Genomic DNA, 26,043 nt, shown 5'->3' on the forward strand with positions numbered 1-26,043 from the left:
GTGACAATCTCCTCGGGCTTGGGTCGCTTGTTCGCCATGGTCTTCCTCCGTTTTCCTAACCATAGCGGAGGACCACTTCAGTGGGGGAGGAGCAGAGCCGGTCGAATGAGACTGTCCATGGTAAGGGGAAGCCTGTCCCTTACCCGAATTGCACAACAAAGCCAGCCGCAGGCGTCCGTGTGGGGGTGATTGTGATTTTTCATGGCAAAACCTCTCCATGGATGCTGGCTGAACACCTGTCTTGGCGCGCCGATTGGATGAGGTGAGCCCTCAGGACTGGAATGACGCAGGCCCATTGATCAAGGCCGTCGGAGCCTCCAGCACCGGCAACTCTGCGAGGGCTGAGTGAAGTGCGGTTCCGGGCATCGTGACCGGCAACAACAGCAAGCCGGCTGTCAGGGCTGCAACGATGGCCATTATGATCAGGCGCGTCATATCGCTGAGTTTGAACGCCCGGGTTTTGCGGAACCTGAGGGGGCTGACAGTGTCTTGATGCGACACCTGTCTGTGAGCTCTAGTTGTGCCAATGTTCATGCGAAACGCCTTTCCTGTTAAGGACAATGCCGACTGTCCGGTGGACGTAACGCCAGCACATCTCCGTTGATGTCAGGAAGGAAGTTAGACACCAAACGGCTGCAGGTATTGGCCGCGCCTGCCAAGGTCATGGCCAAACCTGCCACGGTTTTTCAGGTGATGATCAGGCTTTAGATGCGCGCTGTCTGAATTGTGCTGGTGCTTGTCCCAACCAACGTTTGAAAGCGCGGCTGAAGGTGCTTTGCTCGGAAAAGCCCGTCAGAAAGGCGATCTCGGCAATCGAGGCGTCGCTGTCGCATAACAGTTCCTGCGCGAGTGCGGATTGCGCCTGTCCCAGCACATCGCGAAAGGTAAGACCCTCCTCGCCGAGGCGACGATAGAGCGTACGTTCACTCAGCCCCATCTCTTGGGCGACCTGTGCTGCTTGTGGTGCACCATTGCTGAGCGCAGGGGTAAGTCGGTGCACGAGCGTCTTGCTGAGCGAAGGGGTGTCCTCGATTGAGCTCATCTCTGTCTCAAGATGCGCCGTGAGAAAATCTGCAACTGCCTGGTCCCCAAGGAGGTTTGGAAGATCAAGTACAGCCGGATCGAACGCGATCGCGTCACGTTCTGCGTCGAACTTGACTGGGCAACCAAAATGGGCGGCGTACCTATCTGGCGTGCTTCGACAGGAATGACGGAAACAGACATACTCGAAGGTAAGGTCGGACCCGACGATCCGCTTCATATTCACGGCAAATCCGGCCAAAGCGGTTTCGTTGCGGAAAGCCAGAACAGGGTGGTGCGCGGTTTGCCCCTCGATCGCAAAAAACGCGAGGTCGCCTGTCTCATCCAGATGGTAAATCGCCGTGTCGGTTACCAGCCGAAAATAGCGTTCGACCCGTTGAAGCGATGCCCGCAGGGTTGGAGCTGTCTTGATCGCCAACCCCAGCACGCCAAGATCATCCGTTTGGATCAATTCAGCATACGCATTCATCAGCGTTATTTCGTCAGTATGATTGTTGCGGATCCATTCTGTCAGCTCGAAGTAATCAGTGTCCTGAAGCCGACCTTTCTCGGACAGCGGCACACGATGAACCACAGCGCCGTTGGAAATCAAAGCACCGTCATCTGTCAGCGTCATCCCGGCCGCAGTGGCCATCGTGCGCGCAAAGGCGTTGGTCACGCTTGGCATGGGAATAAATGCTATAACAATATCACCAGCGAAACCAGAGACTCCGAGTGCAGGGTCCGACGGTAAACTATTTCGCAAACCTGATTTCTTGATGGATCTGCGCGTGGCCCTAGAGCTTCAGGCATCTGCGGCACCGGTAGACCGCGGCGATGACCGACACCCGGTCATCATGGCGAATGTGGCCTACGCTGATATACTGTCGGTCACCTTTGAAATCAGCATACCCGATCACCTGATTGGTTGATGACCTTGAGAAACCCCGGAGCACCGCCCAGGAACTGGGCATAGGACCAGCCGGTTTCAGCCACTGTCGCCTGAAAGCTTCCGTCTCTCCGGGGCAGGAAATCGGCTTCGCGCGCTGTGAGTTCACCACCCTCGTGACGATCCGGTGGCAAAACTCAGGCATAGGCTTCGGCGGGCCCGAAGCGTTCTTCTTCCTCAAGGACACGGGACGTGAACCCAATGCCGGCATAGGCGTTCGGCATGGTTTCTCCTCCTGCAAATCAATTTCAGTCAGGCCTTAATGATCATAGGGATGGACCGGGGAGGCCCATCTGAATGCCCGATCGCCTTCGCAGATCGGGTGTTCATTCATCGACGCGATGCGTCGCTGCATCAGGCCATCTGAACGGAACTCCCAGTTTTCGTTGCTATAGGCGCGAAACCAGGTACCGCTGTCGTTATGATATTCGCAGGCAAAGCACCCCGCGATGCGGTTGTCATGAAACGCCCAGAGTTCCTTGATCCACCGATAGTCCAGTATGCGCGCCCACTTGCGGGTCAGAAATTCCGCGATCCGGTCGCGGCCCTGAAATATCGCTGCCCGGTTGCGCCAGTGGCGGGCGTATCATCTCCTGATCCATCATTGATGTCGGCCGAAAGGCCCGGTCGCAATGGGGAGGCAGTGGCGCGACCGGGGCATCAGACGAGGCAGGGGGCACATTCGGCCAGACGAACGCGGGCGCATTTCGAAATGCGGTGTTGACCTGGATGTAGAGACCGGCACCGAGATGGTGTTGGCGCAGGCTGCCAGTTCTTTGACCCTCCCTGCCATCAGACGTAGTGTCTGAAACTTCCATCGGACCGGACCTTCACCGATGTCAATTTTGGCAAAATTCAAACCGTCAATTCGCTGCAGCCAGGACCGATTATCGAGGACCGGACACACCGGACTTGTGCACCTGCAGCTATTGCTGACGCAGCAACCTATCGCCGGTACGCAGGAACACATGGTGCAGTGCGGCAATTGTCACTAAAGTAACTGCTCGTACTGATCAATCGCTCCAAATCGATAACTGGCTATTCGCGTCACTATTCACTTATCTTCATGCCCTGGACGAAGTTGCCATTGCACTTCTGTCATTAGGTGCCCACAATTCCTCTCGTGGGCTAGAACATCCCGTTGTCGTTTTCGCTGTGGGCTGGCAATTCCTGCAACACATCCCAATGCTCTACGACCTTTCCGGCCTTATCTAGCCGAAAAATGTCGATACCTGCATATTCCAATCCGCCCGGCCAGACCTGATGGCAGTGAAGTACCACGTAGTTGCCTTCGGCGATGGCGCGTTTCACTTCCACGCGCTTGCCGGGGTGCTCGGAGGCCATGCGTTCGAAATAGGTGATGAACCCGTCTTTCCCGTCACTGACATGCGGGTTGTGCTGGATGTAGTCGTCACCGGCGTAGTGCGCGATGGCCTTCGCCGGTTTGCAGTCGTTGAACATCATCTCGTAGAACGCGATGACGTTTGCCTTGTCGGTTTCAGACGTGCGGGTCATGTTTCATCCTTCCTGTCAGGGCATGCGCGATCCTGACATTTGATCAAGTCAAATTCAGAACGATCTTACCAATGTAACCCTTCTCAGCAAAAGCTTGCTGGGCAGCACCTATTTCACGAAGAGGATAGGTTTCGGCGACCAGCGGTGAAATGTCGGCACGCTCTATGCGCCGAATAAGGTTTCCAAAGACGTCTGGCTCCAGCACCGTGCATCCGAAAAAACTTAAGTCCTTGAGATAGAGCGTGCGCACGTCCAACTCGACCTGCGGTCCTGCAATCGCGCCAGCGACGGCGTAGCGGCCGCCGGGGCGCAAGACATCCAGAAGAGAGGGCCATTTCGGACCGGCGACAAGGTCAATGACCACGTCGACTTGTTCTGCACCGAGGGCCGATAGGTAATCTGCGTTCCGGTCGAGGGCCTGATCCGCGCCAAGAGCTTTCAGTTTGCCTGCCTTGCCTGCGCTCGTGACTGCGAGAACACGCGCGCCACGTGCCAAGGCCAGTTGCACGGCCGCAGATCCGACACCGCCGGACGCGCCTGTCACCAGAACGGTTTCGCCTGACTTGACGGCGGCGCGTGTCAGCATGTTTTCGGCGGTGGAATAGGAGCAGGGGAACGAGGCCAGTTCCAAGTCACTCAGGTTGCTATTGATAGGGTAAGCGTGCCGCGCCGCGACCCGTGTATACTCTGCAAACCCACCATCACATTCCGAACCAAAAAACCAAGGCGTATCCAAAATCTTCCCGTCAGCCTCACGGATGCAGGGTTCGATCAGCACCCGTTCCCCCACGCGTGCGGGATCGACTTGATCCCCCACGGCAACGATATACCCGCACACGTCAATTCCCTGAACGCGGGGGAAGGACAATGGCTCGCCTGACCACGTGGCATCACCGCTTTCGCCGTCGCCTTTCGAATACCATGCTGTTCGGGTGTTGATGTCGGTGTTGTTAACTGCTGCAGCGCTGACCTTGACGATAACGTCCCGCGCACCGGGTGTCGGAACGATCAGGTCGTCACGCCATTCCAGTTTCTCGGGTCCGCCGTGTCCGGTCAGCACAACGCCGTTCATTTTGGATGGCAGTGACATTGCTTGACTCCTTGGGGTAGAGTGATTGCTCTACCTTTGTGGGTAGAGGCACTGCTCTACCAAGTCAAGAATGACGGATGTTCAGAGCCGGACCAACGCCGCTCAGGCGCGGGCTTTGACACCTCCGTAGCACCGATGAAACTGGGCGGTTTTAACCCAAATTGCGCGATAGAACCGTCAAGTCCGCTTGGTTCGGCTTTAATGGTAAAGGCAGCGGGCCAGACTTGTCGCACTGTTGACTGCTGCATCCTGCATCAGTGGCCAGCTCTGGGTCAGGCCTTCGATAATGACTGTAATGTCATTTTCCCGATCGCCAAGATCGGCAACTCTGGCGGCTCGTTGCGCGACGTCCGATTTATGCCGCTTGAGAAGATCATGCAGGCGCGGGTCCCGTGGCGCCGCCGCGACGGCAGCATGGAACAGGCAACCGCGTTCAGCTTCGCGCGCCATCCATTCTCCGATATTGACGATCACGGCCTCCAGCGCTGCGGGGCCGGGCTGCGGTAAATCGTCGAACACGAACTTGATGTACCTTGCGTGCCGATGTTCAAGCGCTGCCAGAACCATCTCGCCGCGCGAGGGCGTGTATTTGTAGAGCGTGCGAAGACTAACGTCCGCAGCGGCCCGCAAGGCTTCTACGTTTGGCTCGGCAAAGCCTTGCGAAACAAAGGCGCGTTCAAGCCCTGCAGCGATTTTGGTGGCAGTATCAATCATTCTTGACGCTGTAGAATGAGCGCTCTACCAATGCAAGTAGAGAGTTCACTCTACCGCGAGTCGCCACGCTGAAAGGATGCACCATGCTGGACCTGCCGAACATCATCGACGAACCAAAGGTCCGGGCCTACCGGCTGAACCGCACCCGCGAGCTGATGCAACAATTCAAGATGGACGCAGTGGTCCTGTTTGATCCGCTGAACCTGCGCTACGCCACCGGCTGCCGCAATATGCAGGTCTGGACCTCGCACCACCTTGCCCGCTACGTTTTTGTCCCCGTCGAAGGGCCGGTTGTCCTGTTTGATTATGGCGGTGCGCTGCACCTGTCGGACCATCTGGAGACGATTGACGAAGCACGACCCGCCCGCAGCTGGGACTACTTCGGATCAGGCAACCGTGCCGAGGAACACGCGAACAAATGGGCGGATGAGATCGTTGATCTTCTGCACAAAACCTGCGGCAAAGGCGCGACCCTAGGCCTTGATCGCGCCGATTTGCTGCCGATGCTGGCGATGCAGCACCGCGGCATCAAAATGAAGGATGCCAAAGGGCCAATGGAAATGGCCCGATCTATTAAATCGATGGACGAGGTCGCGATCATCAAGAATTCCATGCAGGTCTGCACCGACGCCATCGCCCACATGCGCAAGTTTGCTGAGCCGGGTGTGACCGAGAACTTCCTGCTCGCAAAAATGAACGAATACAACATGATGCATGGGGGCGAGTATCAGGAAACGCGGTTGCTGAACTCTGGTCATCATACAAACCCGTGGTTCACCGAGACCTCTGACAAAAAGATCGAGAACGGCGAGATGCTGGTCTTTGACAGTGATCTCATCGGCCCTGATGGCGTTTTCGCCGACCAGACCCGCGCCTTTGTAATTGGTGATAAAAAACCGACTGACGAACAGCGCGTCCTGTACAACCACGCCTTTGAGCAGCTGCAGCACAACATGGAACTCCTGCGCCCCGGCATGACGTTCGAGGAGTTTGGCGAACGCTCGTGGAAGATGCACGACATCTACGTGCCCAACCGCTACGCCGAGATGATCCACGGCATCGGTTTTGGCGTTGAATACCCGGTCATCTACTACCCCGAAGACCACGAGACCTGGCAATATTCCGGCACCTTCGAGGAAGGCATGTGCGTCTGCGTCGAAAGCTACATCGGACCTGTAGGAGGTGACGAAGGCGTGAAGCTGGAACAGCCCGTGTTGATCACCAAAGATGGCCCCGTGGCCCTGACCGATTGCCCGTTCGAGGACGATTACCTTTGAGCACCTATGACTATATCATTGTCGGCGCAGGCACTGCTGGTTGCACGCTGGCGCATCGGCTCAGCGCAGGCGGCACCCATTCGGTGCTGCTGCTGGAGCACGGGCAGGATGATCGGACGTGGATCCTGCAAATGCCAGCCGGGCTGCGGTCTGCCTTCAAGCCGACCAGCAAGTACAACTATTGGTTCAAGACCACACCGCAGGCGCATCTGAACAACCGGGAGATCGACCAGCCACGTGGAAAGGCCTTGGGCGGGTCGTCTGCAATCAACGGCATGACTTTTCTGCGTGGCAATCCGCGTGACTATGACGATTGGGCGTCAGAGGAGGGCTGCACCGGCTGGTCCTTCGCCGATTGCCTGCCCTACTTCAAAAAGTTCGAGGGCAGCGACCGTCCTGCGGATGCATTTCGCAGCCCTGGCGGCCCCGTCGGCGTGCAACGGCAAGACGCGCTCAACCCTCTCAACGCCGCGTTTCTTGAGGCGGGGCAAGAGGCGGGCCATGACCTGACCGACGACGTCAACGGCTTCCAGCAGGAGGGCGTCAGCCGGTTCGAAATGTCCGTGCAGGGCGGCTACCGGTCCACCTCTGCCCGCGCATTCCTGCACAAACAGCCCAAGCGTGACAACCTGACCGTGGTGACCCGCGCCCAGGTGCTGCGGGTGCTGCTGGAGGGCGACCGCGCCGTGGGCGTTGAATACGCCCGTGGCCGCGAGGTTCAGGTGGCGAAAGCCAAGCGTGAAGTGATCCTCTGCGCTGGCGCTTTTGGGACGCCGCATCTTCTGATGCTGTCGGGGATTGGTCCCGCTGGCCAGCTAAAGGCACAGGGCATTCCGGTTCTCGTTGACGCTCCGCAATTGGGTGAAAACCTGCACGACCACCTTGAGGCACATGTGCAGGTCGAAACTGATAAACCTGTCAGCCTGAACCGCTATCTCAAGCCGCATCTGATGGTCTGGGCCGGGATGCAATGGTTCGGCTGGAAGGGCGGCGTTGCTGCGGTGAACCAGTGTCATGTCGGGGCCTTCCTGCGCTCGGGGCCGGAAATCACCCATCCCGACATTCAGTTCCATTTCTTCCCGATCCTGTTCGGGCCGAATTGGATCCCCGATCCGGCCAAGAACGGGTACCGACTTGGCGCGGGTCCGATGCGCCCCACTAGCCGTGGCACCGTCAAGTTGGCCAGCGCCGACCCTGCCAAGGCCCCGCTGATCGATCCCAATTATCTGGCGACCGATCACGACTGGCACGTCATGCGGCAGGGCCTCAAATTCGGGCGCGAACTGCTCGCCCAGCCCGCGTTCAAGGACTTCCACGTCCGCGAAGACCTGCCCGGAGATCACGTCAAGACCGACGCCGACTGGGATGATTTCATCCGCGAAGACGCCTCGTCTGCCTACCACCCCTGCGGCACCGCCCGCATGGGCGCGGACGGCGACAGCCGCGCAGTCGTGGACCTTGAGCTAAACTTCAAAGGGGTCGCGGGTCTGCGCGTGGTGGACGCATCCGTCATCCCCGCCGTGCCATCCGCCAATATCAATGCCTGCGTGTTCATGATCGCCGAGAAGGCCGCCGACATCATCCTCGGCAAGCAGCCATTGCCGCCTGAACACGTTGATTATCATCGCGCCGTCTGAGGAGAGAGACATGAGACATCAAGACCGCCTGCTGGACGGCACCAACTTTCAGCGCCGCAAGGCCACCGCCGACACCAAACGCAAGGTAAAGGGCTGGGACGAATGGGAATGCACCGATGCGACGTTTCAGCATGACTATGACCGCAAGGTCACGATGTTCGTGCAGGAAGGCTCTGCCACGCTGACCTTCGGCGATGGCGAAATGGTCGACATTGAAGCCGGTGATACGCTGACCATTCAGCCCGGTGTCTCGGCCTCATGGAACATCGCCCCGCCGATCCGAAATCTTTATTGTTACCACGACACCTTCACCTCGGCTGAAAACCGGGTCGCACAGGTGAACTGGCACGGGAAGCAGGCCTGATGCGCGCACAACCGACCGGATCGCATTACATCAACGGCAGCTATTATGACGACCCGCAGGGCGACGAACTGACCACATCCTACCCCGCCACGGGTGAGGTGATCGCAACGCTGAACACCGCAACGCAGGCCACTGTTGACCGCGCCGTTGCCGCCGCCCGCGCGGCACAGCCCGCATGGGCAGCCGTGGCCCCCGTGGAGCGCGGTCGCATCCTGCGCCGCGCCGCTGAAATCATGCGCGAGCGCAATCAGGAACTTTCCGAGCTTGAAACCCTCGACACCGGCAAGGCCATTCAGGAAACGCTGGTAGCTGACGCCGCTTCGGGCGCGGAAAGCCTTGAGTGGTTCGGCGGCATTGCCCCCTCGATCTTTGGCCAGACCATCGAACTTGGTGGCCCTTTTGCCTACACGCGCCGCGAACCCCTAGGGGTTTGCGCCGGGATCGGTGCGTGGAACTACCCCATTCAAATAGCCAGTTGGAAGGCAGCACCCGCATTGGCAACCGGCAATGCGCTGGTGTTCAAACCTTCGGAAATGACGCCGCTCACCGCCCTGAAACTCGCGGAAATCCTGACTGAGGCTGGTCTGCCCGATGGCGTGTTCAACGTGGTGCAGGGCTTCGGTGCGACAGGCGGCGCGCTGACCAACCACAAGGGTGTCGATAAGGTCTCGCTTACCGGCTCTGTGCCTACGGGAAAGCGGGTGATGACGGGGGCGGCAGAGACGCTTAAACACGTGACACTTGAACTGGGGGGGAAGTCGCCCCTCATCGTTTTTGAGGACGCCGACCTCGACAACGCCGTTAGCGCGGCAATGCTTGGGAATTTCTATTCCACTGGCCAGATTTGCACAAATGGCACGCGCGTCTTTGTCCATTCAAGCGTGCTGGACGACTTCCTCGCACGGTTGAATACCCGGACAGAAGCCATGAAGCTCGGCGATCCGATGGACCCCGATACCCACATGGGCCCGATGGTGTCAGCCGCACAGGCCGACATCGTGGAGCGTTACCTCGACACTGCCCGCTCCGAAGGAGCGAGAGTTGTCACCGGCGGCAACCGCGTGAGCATCGACGGCTTCGTTGACGGGCGCTTCATCGCCCCCACCGTGCTGGCCGACGTGACCGATGATATGACCGTTGTGCGCGAAGAGGTCTTCGGCCCGGTCATGTCGGTGCTGTCCTTCGAGGAGGAGGCCGAGGTTCTGTCCCGCGCCAATGACACCAAATTCGGCCTCGCCGCCGGGGTGTTCACGCGTGACATCCAGCGCGCCCATCGCGTGGTTGCGGGTTTGCAAGCGGGCACGATCTGGATCAACAACTACAACCTGACACCAGTTGAAATGCCCTTTGGCGGCGTGAAATCCTCGGGTATCGGACGAGAGAATGGATTGGCGGCGATAGACCACTATACTCAGATCAAATCTGTCTTCGTTGAAATGGGAGACATGGATGCGCCATACTGAAGCCCCTGATTTCGACCCGATCACCGGATTTATCCATGGCTTGACGCCCGAGGGTATTCCCGCTGCGGTGCTACAAATGGCGCGCCGCTGCCTGATGGACACTTTGGCGGTCTGGGCGGGTGGTCGCACCAGCAAACCAGCCCGCATCGCATATGATCATGCTGCAAAACGCTATCCAGGCGACCTGCCGATGCCGTTTGACGGACGGCGCGTGAACCCTGTTGGCTATGCTTTCGCCGGGGCGTGCAGCACGGATGCGCTCGATGGGCATGACGGGCACCAACTGTGCAAGGGCCACGCCAGTGCCGCACTGGTGCCGATGCTGCTGGCCGAGCTTGGCCTCAATCCTGACTGCACGTTGGACGAGATGCTGACCCACCTCATTGTCGGTGAGGAAATCGCGATCCGCGCGGGGCTTTCGCTGCACGACACCGCTGCCGACTACCATTCGTCGGGCGCGTGGAACGCCATGGGTGCCGCCGCCATGGGGGCCCGGATGCGCGGGCTGAACGCTGAAAAGACGCGCCATGCGCTCGGCATCGCGGAATACTATGCTCCTCGCGCGCCGATGATGCGTTGCATCGATCACCCGTCGATGGTCAAGGACAGCACGTCCTGGGGGGCATTGACCGGGGCGTCCGCCCTCGATCTTGCCGAAGACGGTTTTACCGGTGCGCCCGCCTCGATTTGCGTGGAGGCACCGCAGTACTGGCAAGACCTCGGTCAGCATTGGCGCATTCTTGAGACCAATTTCAAAGCCTACCCCGTCTGCCGCTGGGCCCACCCGCCGATCGAGGCGACCCTTGGGTTGATGCGCGCCCGTCGCATCGCGGTGGACGACATCGCATCGGTCACCGTCTCGACCTTTGCGGCAGCGACACGTCTAGCCACCATGCGCCCCGCCGACGGAGATCAGGCACAATACAGCCTGCCGCTTTGCCTCGCCGTGGCTATCCTCGAAGGCACGATCCTGCCGGCGCACATCCTTCCAGAAGCTTTTGATATACCCGAAGTCTGGGGCCTTGTGGACCGCATCACTCTGACCGAGGACCCGGAGCTGACCGCTATTTTTCCGGCACAGCGATTGGCTGAGGTAACCATCGACACGCACGACGGACGCTGCCTGACGTCCGGACCGACGGATGCCCGCGGCAACTTTGACGCGCCCCTAGGCGACGACGAATTACTCGCAAAATGCGCAGCCTACGTCGCGGAGGTCCTGCCGACAGAATCTGCCGCCACCTTGGCCGCCCTTGTGCGCGGTCCACATCCGACCCCAGCCGAATTGATCGCTGCCCTCAATCGAAGGACCTGACCATGGCAAACGCATTCCATCTCGACGATCTTGTTGCCAACCTGCGCACCGCCGCCACAAGCGACGCGCCCCGTGAGAACGTCAAGGCGTTGCTGGAACAGGCCGTGGCTGCCCCCGCGGACATGCAGGCGGCGATGCCGGAATTCGCTGACAACGACGTAATCCTGCACGAGGATGAGACCGTTTCGATCTGGCACTGCCGCTTTTTGCCCGGACAGACTGTTCCTGCACATGATCATCAAATGCTGGCGACGATTGGCGTTTACAGCGGTGCGGAGCGGAATGACTTTTATGAGGCCGATCTTGAATCGGGTGGTATCCGCAAAAGCAGCGAAGTGATCCTGAGCGCAGGCAATGTCCTGCAAATCGGCCCCAGCGCTATCCATGCAGTTGGATGCGCAAGTGAGAGGCCGTGCTTGGGCATTCACGTTTATCTAGGTGCGCTAACGCAAGTTGAACGTTCGTTGTTCGACACCGAAAAGGGCGAGACGTTGCGCTTTTCGGACGAAAACTATCAGCGCATGACTCGCCGATAGTTTTGGCTCGCCGTGAAACAGCCTGGCGTGCACCCATCGGGTGGTCCGGTTTGATTATTTGTGCATCGCCGTCCTCTGGTCCATTGGTACGATGCTTTCCGGCTCGGGTGGGCGGTAGCCCATAGCGCTGTGCGGCCTGGTCGTATTGTAGCGGATGCGCCTTTGTTCGATCAGGATTTGCGCCTCACTTAGGTTGTAGAAGGTATCAGCGTTGAGCAGCTCGTTTCGGAAGCGGGCTTTGGAGCTTTCGCACTATCCGTTTTCCCATGGTGACCCCGGCTCGATATAAGCCGTCTTGGCACCGACACTAAACATCTGGCGAAGGTGGAGCGGGCACCACCGCCGCAGCCGCGCCGGGATATGAGGAGGGCCAGAAAAATGCCCAGCGGGACCGTCTTCACGACGATTGGATGTCTTGTGTGCGACTTCTGGGGCCGACCTTCCTCGCACACAGTCTGCGAATGTGCTCCCCGGGGGCAAGGTCAGGTCGCAGCCGGTTCGCTTCGATCAATCCCAGCCGCTTTGACACAAGGAGCGCAGCTGGCGCTGGTCATGCGGGGACGCGGGCCTCTGCCAGGATCATGTCTGCCGCTTTTTCCGCGATCATCACCACAGGTGAGGCGGTGTTGCCGGAGACGATTTTTGGCATGATGGAGGCGTCCACCACCCGGAGACCGGAAAGACCGTGAACCTTCAGCTCCGGGTCGACCACCGCGCCGTTATCGGTGCCCATCTTGCACGTGCCAACCGGGTGGAAGATGGTCGTGGCGATGTCGCCCACGGCACCCAGAATATCGCCATCACTGATACAATCGGGTCCGGGCAAAATCTCCTGCGGCTCATGCGGGGCCAGGGCTTTTGCCGTCATCACCTTCCGAACCTGCTTGATCGAGGCCAGGGCCACGGCCCGGTCGGTTTCCGCGGACAGATAGTTCAGCCGGATGTCGGGTTGCTGCTGCAGATCGGTGCTCTGGATGTGGCTGGCCCCGATGCTGTCGGGGCGCAGATTGCAGACGGAGACGGTGATTGCAGGGAAGGGGTGCAGAGGATCACCAAGCTTTTCCGTCGACAGCGGTTGCACGTGATATTCCAGGTCAGGTGTCGCCAAATCCGGGCGCGATTTGGTGAACATGCCGAACTGGCTTGGGGCCATCGACATCGGCCCGCTGCGGGCCAGCCCGTATTGCATCGCGATCTTTGCTTTCCCGAAAAGGCTGTTGGCCATGGTGTTCAGGGTCTTGGCATTCTTTACGGTGTAGACCGTGCGGATTTGCAGGTGGTCCTGCAAGTTCTCCCCCACGCCTTCCATTGCATGCTGCACCTTTATCCCGTGCTGGTTCAACACGTCCGGGCGACCGATCCCTGATAGCTCCAACAGCTTTGGTGAATTGATTGCGCCCGCCGCCAGCAGGACTTCGCGCCGCGCCAAGGCGTGATGGGTCTGCCCCCCGCGATGATACTCAACACCTGTCACGGTCCGCCCCTCAAGCAGCAGGCGGTGGGTATGTGCCTCGGTCAGCACCCGCAGATTGCCGCGCTTCATTGCTGGTCGCAGAAAGCCCTTGGCCGTATTCCAGCGCACTCCGTCCTTCTGGTTTACCTCAAAGAACCCGGACCCTTCGTTGTTGCCATCGTTGAAGTCGGCGCGCGGGTGGATGCCAAATTCCTGCGCCCCGCGCTGAACGGACCGCAAAATATCCCAGGTGAGGCGCTGTTTGGAGACCTTCCACTCGCCACCTCCCCGGTGCATCTCGCTGTCGCCGGCATGGTGATCTTCGGATTTCAGAAAGTAGGGAAGCACATCTTCCCATCCCCAGCCGGGGTTCCCGAGCTGGCGCCAGATGTCGTAGTCCGCCGCCTGACCGCGCATGTAGATCATGCCATTGACCGAGGTGCAGCCGCCGAGCACCTTGCCGCGCGGATAGGTCAGGCTGCGACCGTTCAACCCGGCTTCGGGCGCGGTCTTCATCATCCAGTCGGTGCGCGGATTGCCGATGCAGTAAAGGTATCCAACCGGAATATGCACCCAGTGGTAATTGTCGCTTTTCCCGGCCTCCAGCAGCAGCACATTGTTCTTCGGATCGGCGCTTAGTCGATTGGCTAAAACACAGCCTGCGGTGCCGCCCCCCACGATGATGTAGTCATAGTGTTCGCCGTGTTTGGGCTGTGTGTTTGCCATGCTGCCTATCCTGCCGTCAGTCGTTGTCCCAAGAACGGGGCGGGCGCGTCTCGCAGCGCGAGGGCACGCTGGTCGCCTATGTCACACTACACTGCCATATCCGCGTCTGGCGAGATCTTCGCTCATGGTCGGGTCATAGCACCACCCCCGAATTCATAGTCTGGGGAATGTCCCAGGCCCAGCCCTGCGCCGACCGGGGGCGTGCGCTGCTCGAGGTCAGCCCAGGATTAGGGGCGCGACAGGACTTTGATCCGCCGTCGCTTCGGATCGTTCTCTTGTGGCAGACCTGACTGGATAGACAGAGAGGGCAGCGCAACATCGAGCTGAGCGGCGAGGGCCGCCAAGGCGCCGCGCAACTCAACCTCGCATTCAGGGGCAGCATGTTGGAGCCAGATCGTCAGATGGTTTGCCTCCTGCACCACCCGATAGTCCTTCACTGGTGTTTGCAGTCTGGCGATCACGGTGCGGATGGTCTCGGCCGGAACCATGCGTGCGCCTGAGGGGCCGCTCCACCACAGGGCGTCGTCCTCTCGCCCCTCGATCCGTGCGATGCGGGTGCAGGCCGAGCCACAGGGGCAGGGGGTATCGTCCGGTATCAGGACGTCGTCGAGCCTGTAGTTCAGCAGAGGCAGGCTTTCTCGGGTGAAGTCGTAGATCACCGGACAGAACGCGCCGCTTTTCGGGTCGATCACATCGCGATCAATGCGCAGCCATGTTTCATTCAAATGCAGGTGTCCCTCGTGACACGTGAATGCCAGAACGCCTTCGGTGGCCTGATATACCTCATCCACCTTGCAGTTGAACGCGCGGGCCACTGCGTCTCGGTCCTCTGACGAGAGGACTTCGGCGATGGAAATCACCCGCTGCGGCGCAAGCGCAAGTGCGCCCGCGTCTTGGGCGCAGGCCAAGGCTGTCAGAACACTTGCGGGGGCGATGAGGACCGTTGGGGCAAGGGATGTGAGAGCGGGCAGATGGGCCTCGACGCCCTGCATCAGATCGAAAAACTCAAACCGTAACATCGGGTTGCCAAGCGAGCGATAGAGCGCGTTGTCGGCCCGCATGAAGAATGCGACACGCTGGGGCTGGCACAGGTTGGGCCAGAAGCGGCCCGACATGATCGCCGCCCAGAGCCGTCGCTCTTTTGGGGTGGTCAAGAACAACCCGCGCTGACCAGAGGTGCCGGTGGACAGGCCCACCGCGACCTGTCCGATCATCGGAGAGAAATCCCGGCTGCGTTCGGCCTGCAGCGCCACATCAAAGGCCCTGTCCCGGTCAATCCCGCAGGTATTGATGGATGAGAAATTCTCCATCAACCTTGCCTTGTTCATCTGCGGTAATGCAGAAAGCGCCGTGTCGACGTGGGATCTGTAGAATGGGGACTGCGGCATGATCCGGCTGCGGAAACGTGCGAATGCGCGATCTTGCAGTGCGGTGATCTCTGCCCGTGACCGAGGTGCGCGCCCATATCGGGTGCGGAGAAACGCCGTCAGGCTCATGGTGCAGCCTCGCGACAATGCGACGGCACCAGCGTGATATCGGGCCGCGCCCGCATCAATGCCCGCAGTCGTGCAAAGGTCTGGCGATAGGCGCGGGCGTTGCCCAATCTCGCAAGCACGGGCCACGGCGGCAGCTTTCCATCACGCAGGGCGCTGCGTGCGTAGGCGGCATCCGCAATGAGGAAGTGCCGTGCGTTGGGCAGCCAGAGCCCGATCTGCCCGACGCCATGCCCCGGAAGCGCGATGGCGATCGCCTCTCCTGTCCCCAACACATCATGGCCGCGCGGGAACTCGGGCAAGCCGGTTTCGACTTGCGGGCGTTCGTCGATGGGACGAGGGTTGCGTGCAAGAACCCCATCGCGCAGCAGGGGAGGGCAGGCCGCGAGCGTGGCCGTCAATGCGGATGAGAGGCCAGACAGGTGGTCGATGGCCTCCATGGAGGCAAGCACCGGAATATCGTCTGGAAGATCCAGCAATCCCGCGACGTGATCGCCATGCATATGGCTCAGGATCACGAGGTCGGGCGGTCTGTTCAGTTGCGCGGTCAGTCGCTCCTGTGGCGGCAAGGTCATCGGCGTGGCGATGCGGTATGCCCGTGCGGGAAAGTTATCTGTCGCGTCATAGAAGCTCGCACCATAGCCGCAATCAAAGAGAAGGGTCTGGGTCTTCGTCTCGATCAGCGTCGCCAGCGCGGGCAATATGACCTTGCCCCGATCCGGCAGGCCTGCGGCAACGGCGGGTGCGCGGCAGCTGCCGATCCGAAGCGTGGTCACGCGAAGCATTCTGCCAGTCCGTTGCTAAGTGTCATTTGAGGGCAGTAGCCGAGGTCTCGCCGTGCGGCACTGATATCCAGCGTCAGCGACCGACCCAAGGAGACGACCGCCTGGCGGGTCAGGGTGGGTTCTGCTCCTCCGCGCAGAAGTGCGCCGCGCTCTGCAAGCCCGGCCAGCGTATAGGCCAGCCCATAGGGGAGGGGGATGCGGCGTGGTTTGTAATTTCCGTGCACGCAGACCATTTCGGCAAGCTGACGGAAGCTGAAAGCTTCGCCCGAGGTGATGTTCCAGACACGTCCTCCGGGGCCGCCTGCCGCTAGGCGCATGGCCCGCGCGGCATCGCTGCGATGGGTCAGGTCGATCTGCGCGCGCCCGCCAGAAATCAGTGGCAGGATACCGCGTTCCAGGGTTGCACGGAGCCGTGGCAGAAGCGCGCGGTCGTGTAGTCCGTAGATCGCACGGGGGCGGATTGCTGTGCATCGCATCGCCCCGTTCTGCGCCAGCACCAGGGTTTCGGCCTGTCGTTTGCTGTTTGCATAGGGCGACAACGCCCGCTCAGGCAGGGGGGCGCCCTCTGTCAGGTTGAACCTGTCTGTCCCGTCCGCATAGAGGCTGGGGGTGGAGGCAAAGACGAAGCGGGCAACGCCGGCCTTACCTGTGGCATTCAGCAGGCGTTCGGTGGCCGTCACATTGGCGGCATGAAAGGCGTCCGGGCTGCCCCAGCCACCGCTCATCGCGGCGCAGTGAAACACAGCATCGACTTCACCCACGAGGGTGACCAGCTCGTCCTGAACAAGATCCGCCGCGACAAACCCAGGTAGGTCGACGGTGCGCCGGGCCGTCGTGCGCAGGGTCCAGCCGTGGGAGGTCAGCTCTGACACCAAGGCACGGCCCAGGCAGCCGCTGGCCCCTGTAATCAATGCCTTCATCAGAACCTCACAACCGTGCCGCCAATGGAAATGCCAGCGGAGGTGCCGACCAACAATGCTGTCTGTCCACGCTTTAGCGCGCCGGATCGGACCGCGTGGTCAAGCGTAGTCGGGATCGACGCGGCGACCTGGTTTCCGGTTTGGGCAAATATGTTCACGACCTGATCGCTGTCAAAGCGCAAGGCACGCGTTATATGAGAGAGCGCCTGAGCACTGGCCTGATGGGGCACCACGCAATCCAGCTGGTCCGGCCTCAGCCCGGCGCGCTCCAACAACCCTGCCAGAAAACGCGGCAGCCGGCGCGAGGCGACCCGGAAGGCCAGTCCGCCATCCATCTGAAACAGCGCGTCGCCCGGTGCGGTTCCCCGTGCCGGGTTGCTGCGTGTTCCCCCGGCGGCGAGCACACAGGCCTCTTTGCCCTCGGAATAGGTTTCAAATCCGTGAGCGAGAATTGCGCCCTCATCGCTGCCGAGGACAACCGCTGCCGCACCATCGCCGAAAATCGCAGCGCTCTCCGGCTGAGACCAGTCCAGCCCGACCGAGGCGATATCTGCCGAAAAGACAAGCACCCGGCGTGCGCGCCCAGCGGAGAGCCACATGTTGGCCACATCGAGCGCTTGCAGGAAGCTCAGGCAGGTGGCGTTGATGTCAAACGCCGGTATGCCAGACGTCGCAAGCCCGAGGCGGTTCTGCACCAGAACAGATGTCGAGGGGATCGGTTGCTCCATCACACCGCAGGCTCCAAGGATCAGATCCAGCTCCTCTGGCTGGCAGCCGGCCATGTGCAGCGCCTGTTCTGCCGCTGTGGTTGCCATATAGGACGACGTCTCATCCGCATCGGCCACGTGTCGGGATCGGATGCCAAAGCGGGAGAAGCTCTGTCCCTCCTGCCAGCCAAGGCGGGCGTCTATTTCGGCGGACGAGACGTCCTGCCGGGGCAGGTAGCTGCCGGTGCCCAGAATGGTCGTCGCTGTCGGAAACATGTCTTTGAAGGCTCTTTTTGAACGTCGTTCATATACATTGACATCGCAACCTCGGTCGTCAAGGATTGATTTTAAAACCAAATTCAGAATTCCCGTTGAGGCCTCACGCATGACGCGAACCCGCAAAACTTCCCCCGACATGTTCGGCACGCAGGCCACATGAGCGGCCTGACCCAGCCAGCGGTACTGCCACGTGGGGGGCTGATCCTTGGATCGGCCCGCTGTGGATCGACGTTGGTGTCGGATATCCTCAACAGACATCCGGCCATCCTGTCCGTCTCTGAATTATTTTCGACCGTGGGGCCGCATGCCTTGCGCCCGGACGTCCTGTCGGGAAAGCGGTTTTGGCGCAATCTGTCGCGGCCCTCTCGTGCGTTGTCGCAGGTCGGTAATCCCGATAGTGCCCCGCGGGAGTTTCTCTATGGAAAGGGGCAGGCGCCAGAGCATGACCCCTGGCTTTGCCCTCCGATCCTTGCGATCACGCTGCCACATCTGACGGACACTCCTGACGATCTCTTTCGCCAGCTGGCGCAGGATGTACCGCAGTGGCCAAGTCGCAGTCTGGCGGATCAGTATCGGGCGCTTTTTGCGACATTGGCTGCCAAACTCGAAAACCAGCCCGTCTGGGTGGAGCGTTCGGGCGGATCGCTGCTGGCGTCGGGCACTCTGTTGGACATGTTTCCCGAGGCGCGACCGGTTCTACTGACACGCAGCGGCCCAGATACGGCGCTGTCTATGCGCGACTACCCCGCCACGCGGCTGGCGATCTGGATGTGGCGCAGGTTGAACTGGGTAGGCATTGATCTGCTCTCCCCGCGCCGCCACTATGGGCGAGGCGGGATCTGGCCATTGATCGCGTCTCTGGGAGGTCTTGGCGGCCTGCGCCATATCCTGAACAGTCGCCCCTCGTTGACCGATTGCGGGGCCTTCTGGTCCGAGCTCACCTGCAGAGGGACGGAGGCTCTGCGCGGGCATTCGCCTCTGGTCGTGTCATATGAACGTCTGTGCGAGGCCCCAGCCGAGGAGATCACGCGCCTTGGCCTCTATCTCGCGGATGAGGCCCCACAGGAGTGGGTCGCCGCCAGTGCAGCCCTGCCAGAAAAACGGCCCTCGCGATTGGCGGCGCTGGGCGCAGCGGATCGGGACGAGCTCCTGCGGGCCTGCGCCCGTGGCGAGGACGCCCTGAGCAGATATCGCGAGGCGTGATCTGGTTGAGCGGGCAGTGGCGCGTCAAAACCTCCCGGATGTACGGGTCGTGTTCGCAACCATGCAATCGCCGCCGGACCTACACATTTGCGTCAGGCGCTTGCTCTCGCAGGGCGATCTGCTAGCACTTAAGAGAGCGGTTGGTGTGGGAACTTCTGTCTGTTTGCGCCGTTTTCCCGAGAGACCGGATTGGCGAGGGTGTATCCCGGAGAACGGAGTTTGACGCGATGTTGACAAGACGACACTTTATTTTGACCTCGGCTGCCCTGTTTTCAGCGCCGATAGCTGGACCTGCTTTGGCGAGTGGACGTCCCTCGGCTGCCCGCAAGGCTGCATGGGATGCACAGGTGACACCGGCGGGGTATGATCCTGCGACCACTAACCCTTGGGGCTTTCACCCACGCTTCCTGCCGCAGCGCGTGGAGGCCAATGATGGGTTGGTGCCCGGTGACATCCACGTCGATGCGGTGGCCCGGTACCTCTATCATATCGAAGAGGAGGGCACCGCGATGCGCTATGGCGTGGCGATCGCCAAGGGCAACCTCTACGAGCCGGGCACTTATACCATCCGCCGCAAGGTTGAATGGCCGACCTGGACACCAACGCCGAGCATGATCAAGCGTGATCCTGCGGCCTATGAGCAATTTGCTGACGGGATGGATCCGGGGCCGCGCAACGCGCTGGGCTCGCGTGCGCTCTATCTCTTTGTCGGCAACCGGGACACCTATCTACGCATTCACGGCACCCCGCATCCGCGCTCGATCGGCGGACGCGCAAGCTCGGGCTGCGTGCGGATGGTCATGGCGCATATCAACGACCTTTATCCGAACGTCAGGGTCGGCTCGACCGCCCATCTTTATGCCGCAGAAAAATATGCCACGGCACAAAGCTGACATATGAGTTGAGACTGCTGCTGCCCCGAGACTTGTCAGGGCAGCGCGTCCTCAGCCCTCGCGCGCGACGCAGATCGGGTTGCCGCTCGCGGTACGCAGTGGCAGCAGCGTGGTTTCCACCTGACCATTGTGCATGTACCAGTAGCAGCCATCTTCGGGCAGCACACGCGCGGTTGCGAGGTTCTGGTTCGGGCCCGCAAGCGTGGCCACTGCTTCGGGAACATTGCCGACGGTACCGCCAGGCGCTGTGCATGCGCCCAACACCAGTCCGGCGACCAAGATGAAACCTATCTGACGTGCCACATTAGACCTCTGCTATGCATAATTCTGTTCTACAGCCATACTGACACCGCAAGACAGAGACGGCAACGTGTTCGCGTCTTGCTACGATGGTTTGCGGGCATGGTGCTTGCTCCGGTCAGGTTGTGCCTTGTGGTCTGTTCCTGCCTTCTGATGGGCGCGGTGGTGGCGCTCGATTTGACAGAACTCACGCAGGAGGCGCAATATCCGCTTTTTCCATGCCGCCCAAACGCTCCGCGAAGCGTCCGTGGAGCCGCTTTGGTGCGTGAGGCCGGCCCAGGATAGGACGTTTGGCGCCGATAGGCCTGCCGGGTTCAGGCCATTTGGTTGCGGCATGAGCGAATTCCTGCAACCTGTACGTGAGACCAGCAGAGGATGAATCATGTCTATGAACAGACGACAATTCGGCGCTATTGCCGCTGCCTTCGGATTGGCGGGCTGTAGCGGTGTCAGTACGACAAGCGGACCCGTGCCGTCAGGGCTTGCCGATGATCTGCGCCCGGCACGGAATGCAGGGTACGACAGCTGGGTCGCGAGTTTCCGAGAGCGCGCGGTGAGCCAGGGCTTTTCACGAGATCTGCTGTCGGCGGCCTTTCGGGGCACGGGCTACCTTCCCGGTGTCGTGAAACGGGATCGCAACCAAACCGAATTCAAGCGCACGCTAGAGGATTATTTGTCCATCGCAGTCTCTGATGAGCGGGTCAGCAAGGGGCGTGCTGCCTACGCACGTCATCGCTCGACGCTGGCGGCTATCGAGCGGAAATACGGGGTCGAGGCGCATGTCGTGACGGCCATTTGGGGGCTTGAGAGCTTTTTTGGCGAGCGACGCGGCAATGTACCCGTTGTCTCGGCCACTTCGACGCTGGCCTATGATGGCCGTCGTGGGCAGCTGTTTGAAAAACAGTTGATTGCGGCCCTCAAGATCCTCGAAGGGGGGCATGTCGCGCCGCGTGACTTGACAGGGAGCTGGGCGGGAGCGATGGGCCACACCCAGTTCATTCCCACGTCGTATCTGTCGTTTGCGGTCGATTTCACCGGCGACGGGCGCAAGGACATCTGGTCCGACGACCCGAGCGACTCCTTGGCGTCCACGGCGGCCTATCTGTCGCGCAATGGGTGGCAAACGGGGCTGGCCTGGGGGGGCGAGGCAGGGGCAAACGCGCCTGCAGGAACTGTCATCCAGCCGCAAGCCGGAGGGCCAAAGTTCTCGACAACCGCAAACTTCCGCGCTCTGAAACGCTATAATAATTCGGATGCTTATGCGATCGGAGTTGGACACCTGTCTGACCGTATTGCAGGTCGTGGTCCACTGCGTGGCAGTTTCCCACCGGACAAATACGGTCTGACAAAAGATGACCGTATCGCCCTGCAGCGAGGATTGACGTCCAGCGGATTTGGAACCGGCGGTGCAGATGGCGTGATTGGACCAAAGACCCGAGAGGCCATCAGTGCCTATCAACAGCGACAGGGCTTGCCGGTAACGGGAGAGCCTTCCTTGGAGCTGTTGCGCCGGTTGGGCTGACCTAGCTCTTTGCTTGTGATCCGGCGGTGGTCATACCGCCGGATCGCTACGCTTGAGGGGCCGTAAATGGCGGTCGGTCCTTAGTATGGTGCGGCGCAATCACCGAGCGTGCTATTGGTCATCACCGTGCCGTTGATCGACAGGTCGCCGCCCGCGTCGTTGGTGATGCTGGTGCCGGACCAGGAGCTGGTGTCTGCGCTGCATCCGGCTGGGCTGTTGGCGACAGTGATCTCGCCAGTGACATTGGTGACCGGCCCATAGAAATTCACACCTGCTGTTGTGGCAGCGTTTATGGTTGTATCCGCAAAGGTCACATCCCGGATTGCCCCACCGTTGAAGCCCCAGCTGTCTCCCAGCATGAATATGCCATGGGTCCCTGCGTTGTTGATCTCTATGTTTTCAAAGTCGATATTCTGCACCGGGTTGAGGAACACGCCCGCACGGCTGGTGTCGTTGATCACGATATTGCGGAAGCTCATGTCTTCTGTGATGCCATCCAGCCTGAGGGCGTCGACGAACATCAGCCCGTTGATCCCGCCGGTCAGTACCGCACCATCGATACTGACCTGTCCGCTTGACTGCATGACAACCAGATCCATGTCACTGCCCTGTTGACTGTTGTCCAGAACCACATTGGTCATGTTCAATCCATCGACGCCCACAGCCAGAATTGCCTCGCGGCGGCTGTTGGTAATGGTGATGTCGTTCAACTCCAATCCGGTGGAAGCGGCGACCACTGTGTAGTCACCGCTTTCGGTGCTGATATCCGAGGCGAGAAAGAAGCCATAGGTCACGTCATCCATGCGAATGCCATCAAAGCGCGCATCCGTAAGGCCGATCGCATTGATCCCGGAATTCGGAACCGAGCTTGGATTGTAAACGCTGAACTCACACAGGGTGTTGTCCTCACAGGTCGGCATGTCACTCAGCCGCGCCTGGCTCAAGCTGAAGTTTCCTACGCTACGGAGCAGAAAGCCGTTTTCGCCGGGCGCCGTGATCTGTGCACCGGTCACAGCGATATGCGTGCCTCCGGTTGCGGAGAACCCGTTGCCGCCCACATTGGCGATGGAAAGGTCGGTGAAGCTGGCATTGCTGACATTCGACAGGTGAATGGCATCACCCCGGCTGCCAGAAATAGCCACATCAGCGATGTGGAAACCATCGACATTGCTGGCGGTGATGCCTTGGTCTCCGCCAGAAAGCGTAAGGCTTTGCGCCCGGCTGTCATCTGCCATTGTCAGCAGCGCGACGGCGGCGCCGGACCCGGCTGGTGCCATGGCGCTGCTCTCTTGCAGGGTGGTTGGCGCGCCTCTGTTGGCCATCCGTATCTGACGTCCGCTTTCGGCCTGCAACACCACCGAGCCGCCGCCGCCGACGAGTGTTTGTCCCTCGGACAGAACAAGCCCCGAGGTCGTGAAATCGCCGGATGCAAAGACCAGCCCGTTTTCGCCGGTACCGACCAGGGCCTCCTGCAAGTTACCTCCTGCATCTATTCGGGCAAAACGACCGAGGGCTTGCCCTGCCAGGCTGACCGCCTCGACCGGGCCAAATGCGCCGGAGCGTGTTGTCACCCGGCGTCGGCGTTCCACATCGCGGGTCAAGCGGTTGGCGCCAAAGCCACCGGCTGAGGTGGCGTTGGAAGACCGTGCATTCGACCCAAAGGGGATCGTCAGTGCGGCATAGGCGCTGGTGTCGGTGCTGCCGGAGCTTCGGTCCGCACGCAGGCCGGCCCGAACACGCGCGCCAGATCGCGTCCCAAACAGGTTGTCCAATGCCACTTCCGCGCGGGCCGTGGCGCCGCTGTAGGAGGCACCGTCTGAATGTTCAAAAGAGAAGCCGCCGCCGAAAAGGCCAAAACTGCCGCCGCCAAGAGAGGCAAATTGGATGCGGGCCCCAAGTTCCATATCCGCGCCTTTGAGGGCAAGGCTGCGACCGCTTCTGAAGCGGATTGTTCCGTCCATTTCTGCCAAAGAGTCAAATCGGCTGTCGCTGCGGTTCTTGGTACCAACAGGAACGTAGGCATTCAGACGCGCCTGAAACACGCCGTGTTGCAGCTCGCCGCTCAGGCCGACCTGGCCAAATCGGTTGCCCATGTCATCTGCAGAACTGTCCGCAAAGATCCCGGTGCCAATCATCCAGCCATTTGCCAAATTGGTGCGGCGCATCGCTTCGAGACTGAATGCAGAGTGGGAATTGTCGTCACGCGCGAAAGAGAGACGCGCAATGGTTGCGCTGTTGTCGCGCACGGACAAAGGGAAGGTCAGTGCGAGACCGCCTTGCAGCCCGTCTTGATGGTAAATTTGCAGGTCGGCGGCCGATACGGCAGTTGTGGCCAGCATAAGGGACAGCCCTGACAGGGCTGTGAGACGCAAAGTCATTTGGTGAGTGTCCGTAGGTTTTGGCCGAGCTGGACATTTGGCTGGGTGTGGCAGCCCGCCTGATATTGACTTTGACCCCGACACACAATGCGACTGTTTGACAAAAACATTTCAAAGACAGGTGCTTGCGGCGGTTGCCTTGTGACCGGAAGGTCGATCAGAGCCAGTGCGTCAGTTCACTGTTGGGGCAATGGCAGGCACCCAGGCAGGCCCGCGGGCAGGACAAGCCAGGCCCCGCTGCCGTAGAGTGCGCGCGCGACCCCTGACTGGTCAGAGGCAAGTGTGACACTGTAGGAGGAAGCCGCAATGATCGACGTGGTGTCGGGCAGGTCATTCAGAAGCGCCGCGCTGGGTAAGAGCACCACATATGCTGGTGCATCATCCGTGAGGAGCGCGATTATAACAAGGATGGACATCCAGCCAACCAAGAGCAGGGGCAAGGCGCGCGCAAGTGACTTAATAGTCATGGATATGCTCCAGCGTCAGGCTGGTCTGCTCCATCTGCCGCAGTCGCTGCATGAGTTCGGTGACGTCTAGCGTGATCAGGTGACGATAGTCATCAAACCCCTGTCGTTGTCGGCTGAGAAGCGATCCTGGTTCGCCAGGCTGATCGGAGATCGCGGTGAGAAGGATGTCGTCATTCCCGGCGATTTCGATCACGTCGATGCCATCGCTCGCCATTCTCATCAGAAGCCGGGTAAGGGCGCGATAACGCGGTGTTTCGATTTCGATCCCCTCGGGGCGCGCCTTGATCACCGTGACACCGTCATAGCGCGCGAACTGTGTCGGGGAGGCGCCGGTAACGATCATTCGCAGTGTCACTTCATCCTGTCCAACCTGGGCCACAGCCTGCGCGATCACATCGGCATATGCCGCCTTGGCCCGGTATTCCAAACCCAGCGCCAGTCGGCGTTCCGTGTCTCGCAGCGCCGCGGTGGACTGGGCCCGGAGCGCCTCGGCGTCCGCACGAAAAGACCATTTATACCAGGGCACTTGCTGCAGGAACGCTGCATACTCTGCCGCCTGTCGCGCGGACAGCTTGTCGAGTGGGGTAGGGCGCGGGCCGCGCAACCAGGCGAACAGCCGCCCCAGTGTTTCTTCGTAGGCGGCCTTTAGCGCCAGTTCCGCAGTGAAACTTGTGCCGATCACATACACCATCTGCTTTGTGCCGCGATCAATTTCGCCATGGGCGGAGGCTTCGCCGGTGATGGCGCAGAGGGAGGTCCAGAAGCCGCCGATGCTGCGCAAGTAGCTGTAATCGTGGGGATCCCCGTCGCGCAAAACCTCGGCATAGTCTTCATAGGCGTGGACAATGTACCACTCCGGATAGGTCATGAGGCTGCGCGTTTCGGGACGGTGGTGCGCCGGGGCTATCAACGCCGCATAGGGCTGAGGGCGGGCGTCGCTCTGGCACATGGTTTCGACATAGGCCACGGGCGCGCCGAGGCCGAGCACCAGAACCAGGCAAATTACGATCAGCCGCCTGAACCATCTCCACACTGAG

23 protein-coding genes and 2 pseudogenes are annotated in these 26,043 nt (G+C 60.4%); 10 read left to right on the top strand and 15 right to left on the bottom strand.

Going from position 1 to position 26,043, the window contains the following annotated elements:
- Positions 1 to 697: 697 nt before the first annotated feature.
- On the bottom strand, positions 698 to 1,708 hold the full coding sequence (locus CLV89_RS20300; protein WP_106165440.1) for an AraC family transcriptional regulator: 1,011 nt from the start codon (positions 1,706 to 1,708) through the stop codon (positions 698 to 700).
- A gap of 103 nt (positions 1,709 to 1,811) precedes the next feature.
- Here CLV89_RS20300 and CLV89_RS22690 point away from each other — a divergent pair, with 103 nt between their 5' ends.
- A complete protein-coding gene (locus tag CLV89_RS22690; RefSeq protein WP_207796981.1) occupies positions 1,812 to 1,952 on the top strand; it encodes a hypothetical protein in 141 nt (46 codons plus the stop codon).
- Positions 1,953 to 2,228: 276 nt separating this feature from the next.
- On the opposite strand, the pseudogene CLV89_RS20305 reads toward CLV89_RS22690, so the two are convergent.
- The 4 genes and pseudogenes from CLV89_RS20305 to CLV89_RS20320 form a co-directional block, all read right to left on the bottom strand.
- Positions 2,229 to 2,534 (bottom strand): annotated as a pseudogene (locus tag CLV89_RS20305) (DUF1348 family protein); the annotation flags it as partial.
- A gap of 563 nt (positions 2,535 to 3,097) precedes the next feature.
- Positions 3,098 to 3,484, bottom strand: a complete 387-nt coding sequence (locus CLV89_RS20310; protein ID WP_106165442.1) for a nuclear transport factor 2 family protein — start codon at positions 3,482 to 3,484, stop codon at positions 3,098 to 3,100.
- A 43-nt stretch (positions 3,485 to 3,527) separates the two neighbouring features.
- Entirely contained in the window at positions 3,528 to 4,556 is a 1,029-nt protein-coding gene (locus CLV89_RS20315) for an alcohol dehydrogenase family protein (protein ID WP_243395099.1), read from the bottom strand.
- A gap of 216 nt (positions 4,557 to 4,772) precedes the next feature.
- Positions 4,773 to 5,288 carry a TetR/AcrR family transcriptional regulator gene (locus tag CLV89_RS20320; protein WP_106165444.1) on the bottom strand — a complete coding sequence of 172 codons (516 nt, stop codon included), beginning with the start codon at positions 5,286 to 5,288 and terminating at the stop codon, positions 4,773 to 4,775.
- An 83-nt stretch (positions 5,289 to 5,371) separates the two neighbouring features.
- On the opposite strand from CLV89_RS20320, the gene CLV89_RS20325 reads away from it, so the two are divergent.
- Genes CLV89_RS20325 through CLV89_RS20350 form a run of 6 tightly spaced genes read left to right on the top strand, consistent with a single transcriptional unit; the run spans position 5,372 to position 11,880 of the window.
- Positions 5,372 to 6,565, top strand: coding sequence for a M24 family metallopeptidase (locus CLV89_RS20325; RefSeq protein WP_106165445.1), 1,194 nt, complete (start codon positions 5,372 to 5,374; stop codon positions 6,563 to 6,565).
- Positions 6,562 to 8,202, top strand: coding sequence for a choline dehydrogenase (locus CLV89_RS20330; protein WP_106165446.1), 1,641 nt, complete (start codon positions 6,562 to 6,564; stop codon positions 8,200 to 8,202). Before CLV89_RS20325 ends, CLV89_RS20330 begins: the two co-directional genes overlap by 4 nt.
- A gap of 10 nt (positions 8,203 to 8,212) precedes the next feature.
- Positions 8,213 to 8,566 carry a cupin domain-containing protein gene (locus CLV89_RS20335; RefSeq protein WP_106165447.1) on the top strand — a complete coding sequence of 118 codons (354 nt, stop codon included), beginning with the start codon at positions 8,213 to 8,215 and terminating at the stop codon, positions 8,564 to 8,566.
- Positions 8,566 to 10,029, top strand: coding sequence for a betaine-aldehyde dehydrogenase (gene betB, locus CLV89_RS20340; protein WP_106165448.1), 1,464 nt, complete (start codon positions 8,566 to 8,568; stop codon positions 10,027 to 10,029). The genes CLV89_RS20335 and betB overlap by 1 nt, the downstream gene beginning before the upstream one ends.
- Positions 10,016 to 11,344 carry an MmgE/PrpD family protein gene (locus CLV89_RS20345; protein WP_106165449.1) on the top strand — a complete coding sequence of 443 codons (1,329 nt, stop codon included), beginning with the start codon at positions 10,016 to 10,018 and terminating at the stop codon, positions 11,342 to 11,344. Before betB ends, CLV89_RS20345 begins: the two co-directional genes overlap by 14 nt.
- A 2-nt stretch (positions 11,345 to 11,346) precedes the next feature.
- The gene (locus CLV89_RS20350) at positions 11,347 to 11,880 is read left to right on the top strand and encodes a hypothetical protein (RefSeq protein ID WP_106165450.1); all 534 of its coding nucleotides are present in this window, start codon (positions 11,347 to 11,349) and stop codon (positions 11,878 to 11,880) included.
- A 54-nt stretch (positions 11,881 to 11,934) separates the two neighbouring features.
- Here the strand turns inward: CLV89_RS20350 and CLV89_RS20355 are convergent.
- The 6 genes and pseudogenes from CLV89_RS20355 to CLV89_RS20380 all read right to left on the bottom strand — a co-directional run.
- Positions 11,935 to 12,255, bottom strand: a pseudogene (locus CLV89_RS20355) (integrase core domain-containing protein); the annotation flags it as partial.
- 175 nt (positions 12,256 to 12,430) lie between these two features.
- Complete coding sequence (locus CLV89_RS20360; protein WP_106165451.1) at positions 12,431 to 14,059, bottom strand: GMC family oxidoreductase; 1,629 nt, start codon at positions 14,057 to 14,059, stop codon at positions 12,431 to 12,433.
- A gap of 227 nt (positions 14,060 to 14,286) precedes the next feature.
- The gene (locus tag CLV89_RS20365) at positions 14,287 to 15,555 is read right to left on the bottom strand and encodes a F390 synthetase-related protein (RefSeq protein WP_106165452.1); all 1,269 of its coding nucleotides are present in this window, start codon (positions 15,553 to 15,555) and stop codon (positions 14,287 to 14,289) included.
- On the bottom strand, positions 15,552 to 16,337 hold the full coding sequence (locus tag CLV89_RS20370; RefSeq protein WP_106165453.1) for an MBL fold metallo-hydrolase: 786 nt from the start codon (positions 16,335 to 16,337) through the stop codon (positions 15,552 to 15,554). The genes CLV89_RS20365 and CLV89_RS20370 overlap by 4 nt, the downstream gene beginning before the upstream one ends.
- On the bottom strand, positions 16,325 to 17,257 hold the full coding sequence (locus CLV89_RS20375; RefSeq protein WP_106165454.1) for an NAD-dependent epimerase/dehydratase family protein: 933 nt from the start codon (positions 17,255 to 17,257) through the stop codon (positions 16,325 to 16,327). Before CLV89_RS20375 ends, CLV89_RS20370 begins: the two co-directional genes overlap by 13 nt.
- On the bottom strand, positions 17,257 to 18,240 hold the full coding sequence (locus CLV89_RS20380) for a 3-oxoacyl-ACP synthase III family protein (protein ID WP_106165455.1): 984 nt from the start codon (positions 18,238 to 18,240) through the stop codon (positions 17,257 to 17,259). The genes CLV89_RS20375 and CLV89_RS20380 overlap by 1 nt, the downstream gene beginning before the upstream one ends.
- A gap of 159 nt (positions 18,241 to 18,399) precedes the next feature.
- Here CLV89_RS20380 and CLV89_RS20385 point away from each other — a divergent pair, with 159 nt between their 5' ends.
- Positions 18,400 to 19,446 (top strand): sulfotransferase, encoded by a 1,047-nt coding sequence (locus CLV89_RS20385; RefSeq protein WP_106165456.1) that lies wholly within the window; start codon positions 18,400 to 18,402, stop codon positions 19,444 to 19,446.
- Positions 19,447 to 19,673: 227 nt separating this feature from the next.
- Positions 19,674 to 20,339 (top strand): L,D-transpeptidase, encoded by a 666-nt coding sequence (locus tag CLV89_RS20390; RefSeq protein WP_106165457.1) that lies wholly within the window; start codon positions 19,674 to 19,676, stop codon positions 20,337 to 20,339.
- Between the two features lie 51 nt (positions 20,340 to 20,390).
- Here the strand turns inward: CLV89_RS20390 and CLV89_RS20395 are convergent, their stop codons facing one another.
- Positions 20,391 to 20,642 carry a hypothetical protein gene (locus CLV89_RS20395; RefSeq protein WP_106165458.1) on the bottom strand — a complete coding sequence of 84 codons (252 nt, stop codon included), beginning with the start codon at positions 20,640 to 20,642 and terminating at the stop codon, positions 20,391 to 20,393.
- A gap of 379 nt (positions 20,643 to 21,021) precedes the next feature.
- On the opposite strand from CLV89_RS20395, the gene CLV89_RS20400 reads away from it, so the two are divergent.
- Positions 21,022 to 22,161: a lytic murein transglycosylase gene (locus CLV89_RS20400; RefSeq protein ID WP_106165459.1), complete on the top strand. Its 1,140-nt coding sequence runs from the start codon at positions 21,022 to 21,024 to the stop codon at positions 22,159 to 22,161.
- 80 nt (positions 22,162 to 22,241) lie between these two features.
- Here the strand turns inward: CLV89_RS20400 and CLV89_RS20405 are convergent, their stop codons facing one another.
- From CLV89_RS20405 to CLV89_RS20415, 3 genes are all read right to left on the bottom strand, one after another.
- Positions 22,242 to 24,539: a right-handed parallel beta-helix repeat-containing protein gene (locus CLV89_RS20405; protein ID WP_106165460.1), complete on the bottom strand. Its 2,298-nt coding sequence runs from the start codon at positions 24,537 to 24,539 to the stop codon at positions 22,242 to 22,244.
- 176 nt (positions 24,540 to 24,715) lie between these two features.
- Positions 24,716 to 25,006, bottom strand: a complete 291-nt coding sequence (locus tag CLV89_RS20410; RefSeq protein WP_106165461.1) for a hypothetical protein — start codon at positions 25,004 to 25,006, stop codon at positions 24,716 to 24,718.
- Positions 24,996 to 26,039, bottom strand: a complete 1,044-nt coding sequence (locus CLV89_RS20415; RefSeq protein WP_341477133.1) for a hypothetical protein — start codon at positions 26,037 to 26,039, stop codon at positions 24,996 to 24,998. The genes CLV89_RS20410 and CLV89_RS20415 overlap by 11 nt, the downstream gene beginning before the upstream one ends.
- Positions 26,040 to 26,043 lie beyond the last annotated feature (4 nt).

It is taken from the genome of Tritonibacter scottomollicae (assembly GCF_003003215.1).
GTDB classification, from domain to species: Bacteria; Pseudomonadota; Alphaproteobacteria; order Rhodobacterales; family Rhodobacteraceae; genus Epibacterium; species Epibacterium scottomollicae.

Coding starts and splice junctions, on each gene's coding strand:
- CLV89_RS20315 (WP_243395099.1), bottom strand. CDS start 4,556: ATGAACGGCGTTGTGCTGACCGGACACGGCGGACCCGAGAAACTGGAA.
- CLV89_RS20320 (WP_106165444.1), bottom strand. CDS start 5,288: ATGATTGATACTGCCACCAAAATCGCTGCAGGGCTTGAACGCGCCTTT.
- CLV89_RS20405 (WP_106165460.1), bottom strand. CDS start 24,539: ATGACTTTGCGTCTCACAGCCCTGTCAGGGCTGTCCCTTATGCTGGCC.
- CLV89_RS20410 (WP_106165461.1), bottom strand. CDS start 25,006: ATGACTATTAAGTCACTTGCGCGCGCCTTGCCCCTGCTCTTGGTTGGC.
- CLV89_RS20380 (WP_106165455.1), bottom strand. CDS start 18,240: ATGTTTCCGACAGCGACGACCATTCTGGGCACCGGCAGCTACCTGCCC.
- CLV89_RS20335 (WP_106165447.1), top strand. CDS start 8,213: ATGAGACATCAAGACCGCCTGCTGGACGGCACCAACTTTCAGCGCCGC.
- betB (WP_106165448.1), top strand. CDS start 8,566: ATGCGCGCACAACCGACCGGATCGCATTACATCAACGGCAGCTATTAT.
- CLV89_RS20365 (WP_106165452.1), bottom strand. CDS start 15,555: ATGAGCCTGACGGCGTTTCTCCGCACCCGATATGGGCGCGCACCTCGG.
- CLV89_RS20350 (WP_106165450.1), top strand. CDS start 11,347: ATGGCAAACGCATTCCATCTCGACGATCTTGTTGCCAACCTGCGCACC.
- CLV89_RS20385 (WP_106165456.1), top strand. CDS start 18,400: ATGAGCGGCCTGACCCAGCCAGCGGTACTGCCACGTGGGGGGCTGATC.
- CLV89_RS20375 (WP_106165454.1), bottom strand. CDS start 17,257: ATGAAGGCATTGATTACAGGGGCCAGCGGCTGCCTGGGCCGTGCCTTG.
- CLV89_RS20345 (WP_106165449.1), top strand. CDS start 10,016: ATGCGCCATACTGAAGCCCCTGATTTCGACCCGATCACCGGATTTATC.
- CLV89_RS20390 (WP_106165457.1), top strand. CDS start 19,674: ATGTTGACAAGACGACACTTTATTTTGACCTCGGCTGCCCTGTTTTCA.
- CLV89_RS20400 (WP_106165459.1), top strand. CDS start 21,022: ATGTCTATGAACAGACGACAATTCGGCGCTATTGCCGCTGCCTTCGGA.
- CLV89_RS20325 (WP_106165445.1), top strand. CDS start 5,372: ATGCTGGACCTGCCGAACATCATCGACGAACCAAAGGTCCGGGCCTAC.
- CLV89_RS20360 (WP_106165451.1), bottom strand. CDS start 14,059: ATGGCAAACACACAGCCCAAACACGGCGAACACTATGACTACATCATC.
- CLV89_RS20300 (WP_106165440.1), bottom strand. CDS start 1,708: ATGCCAAGCGTGACCAACGCCTTTGCGCGCACGATGGCCACTGCGGCC.
- CLV89_RS20370 (WP_106165453.1), bottom strand. CDS start 16,337: ATGCTTCGCGTGACCACGCTTCGGATCGGCAGCTGCCGCGCACCCGCC.
- CLV89_RS20310 (WP_106165442.1), bottom strand. CDS start 3,484: ATGACCCGCACGTCTGAAACCGACAAGGCAAACGTCATCGCGTTCTAC.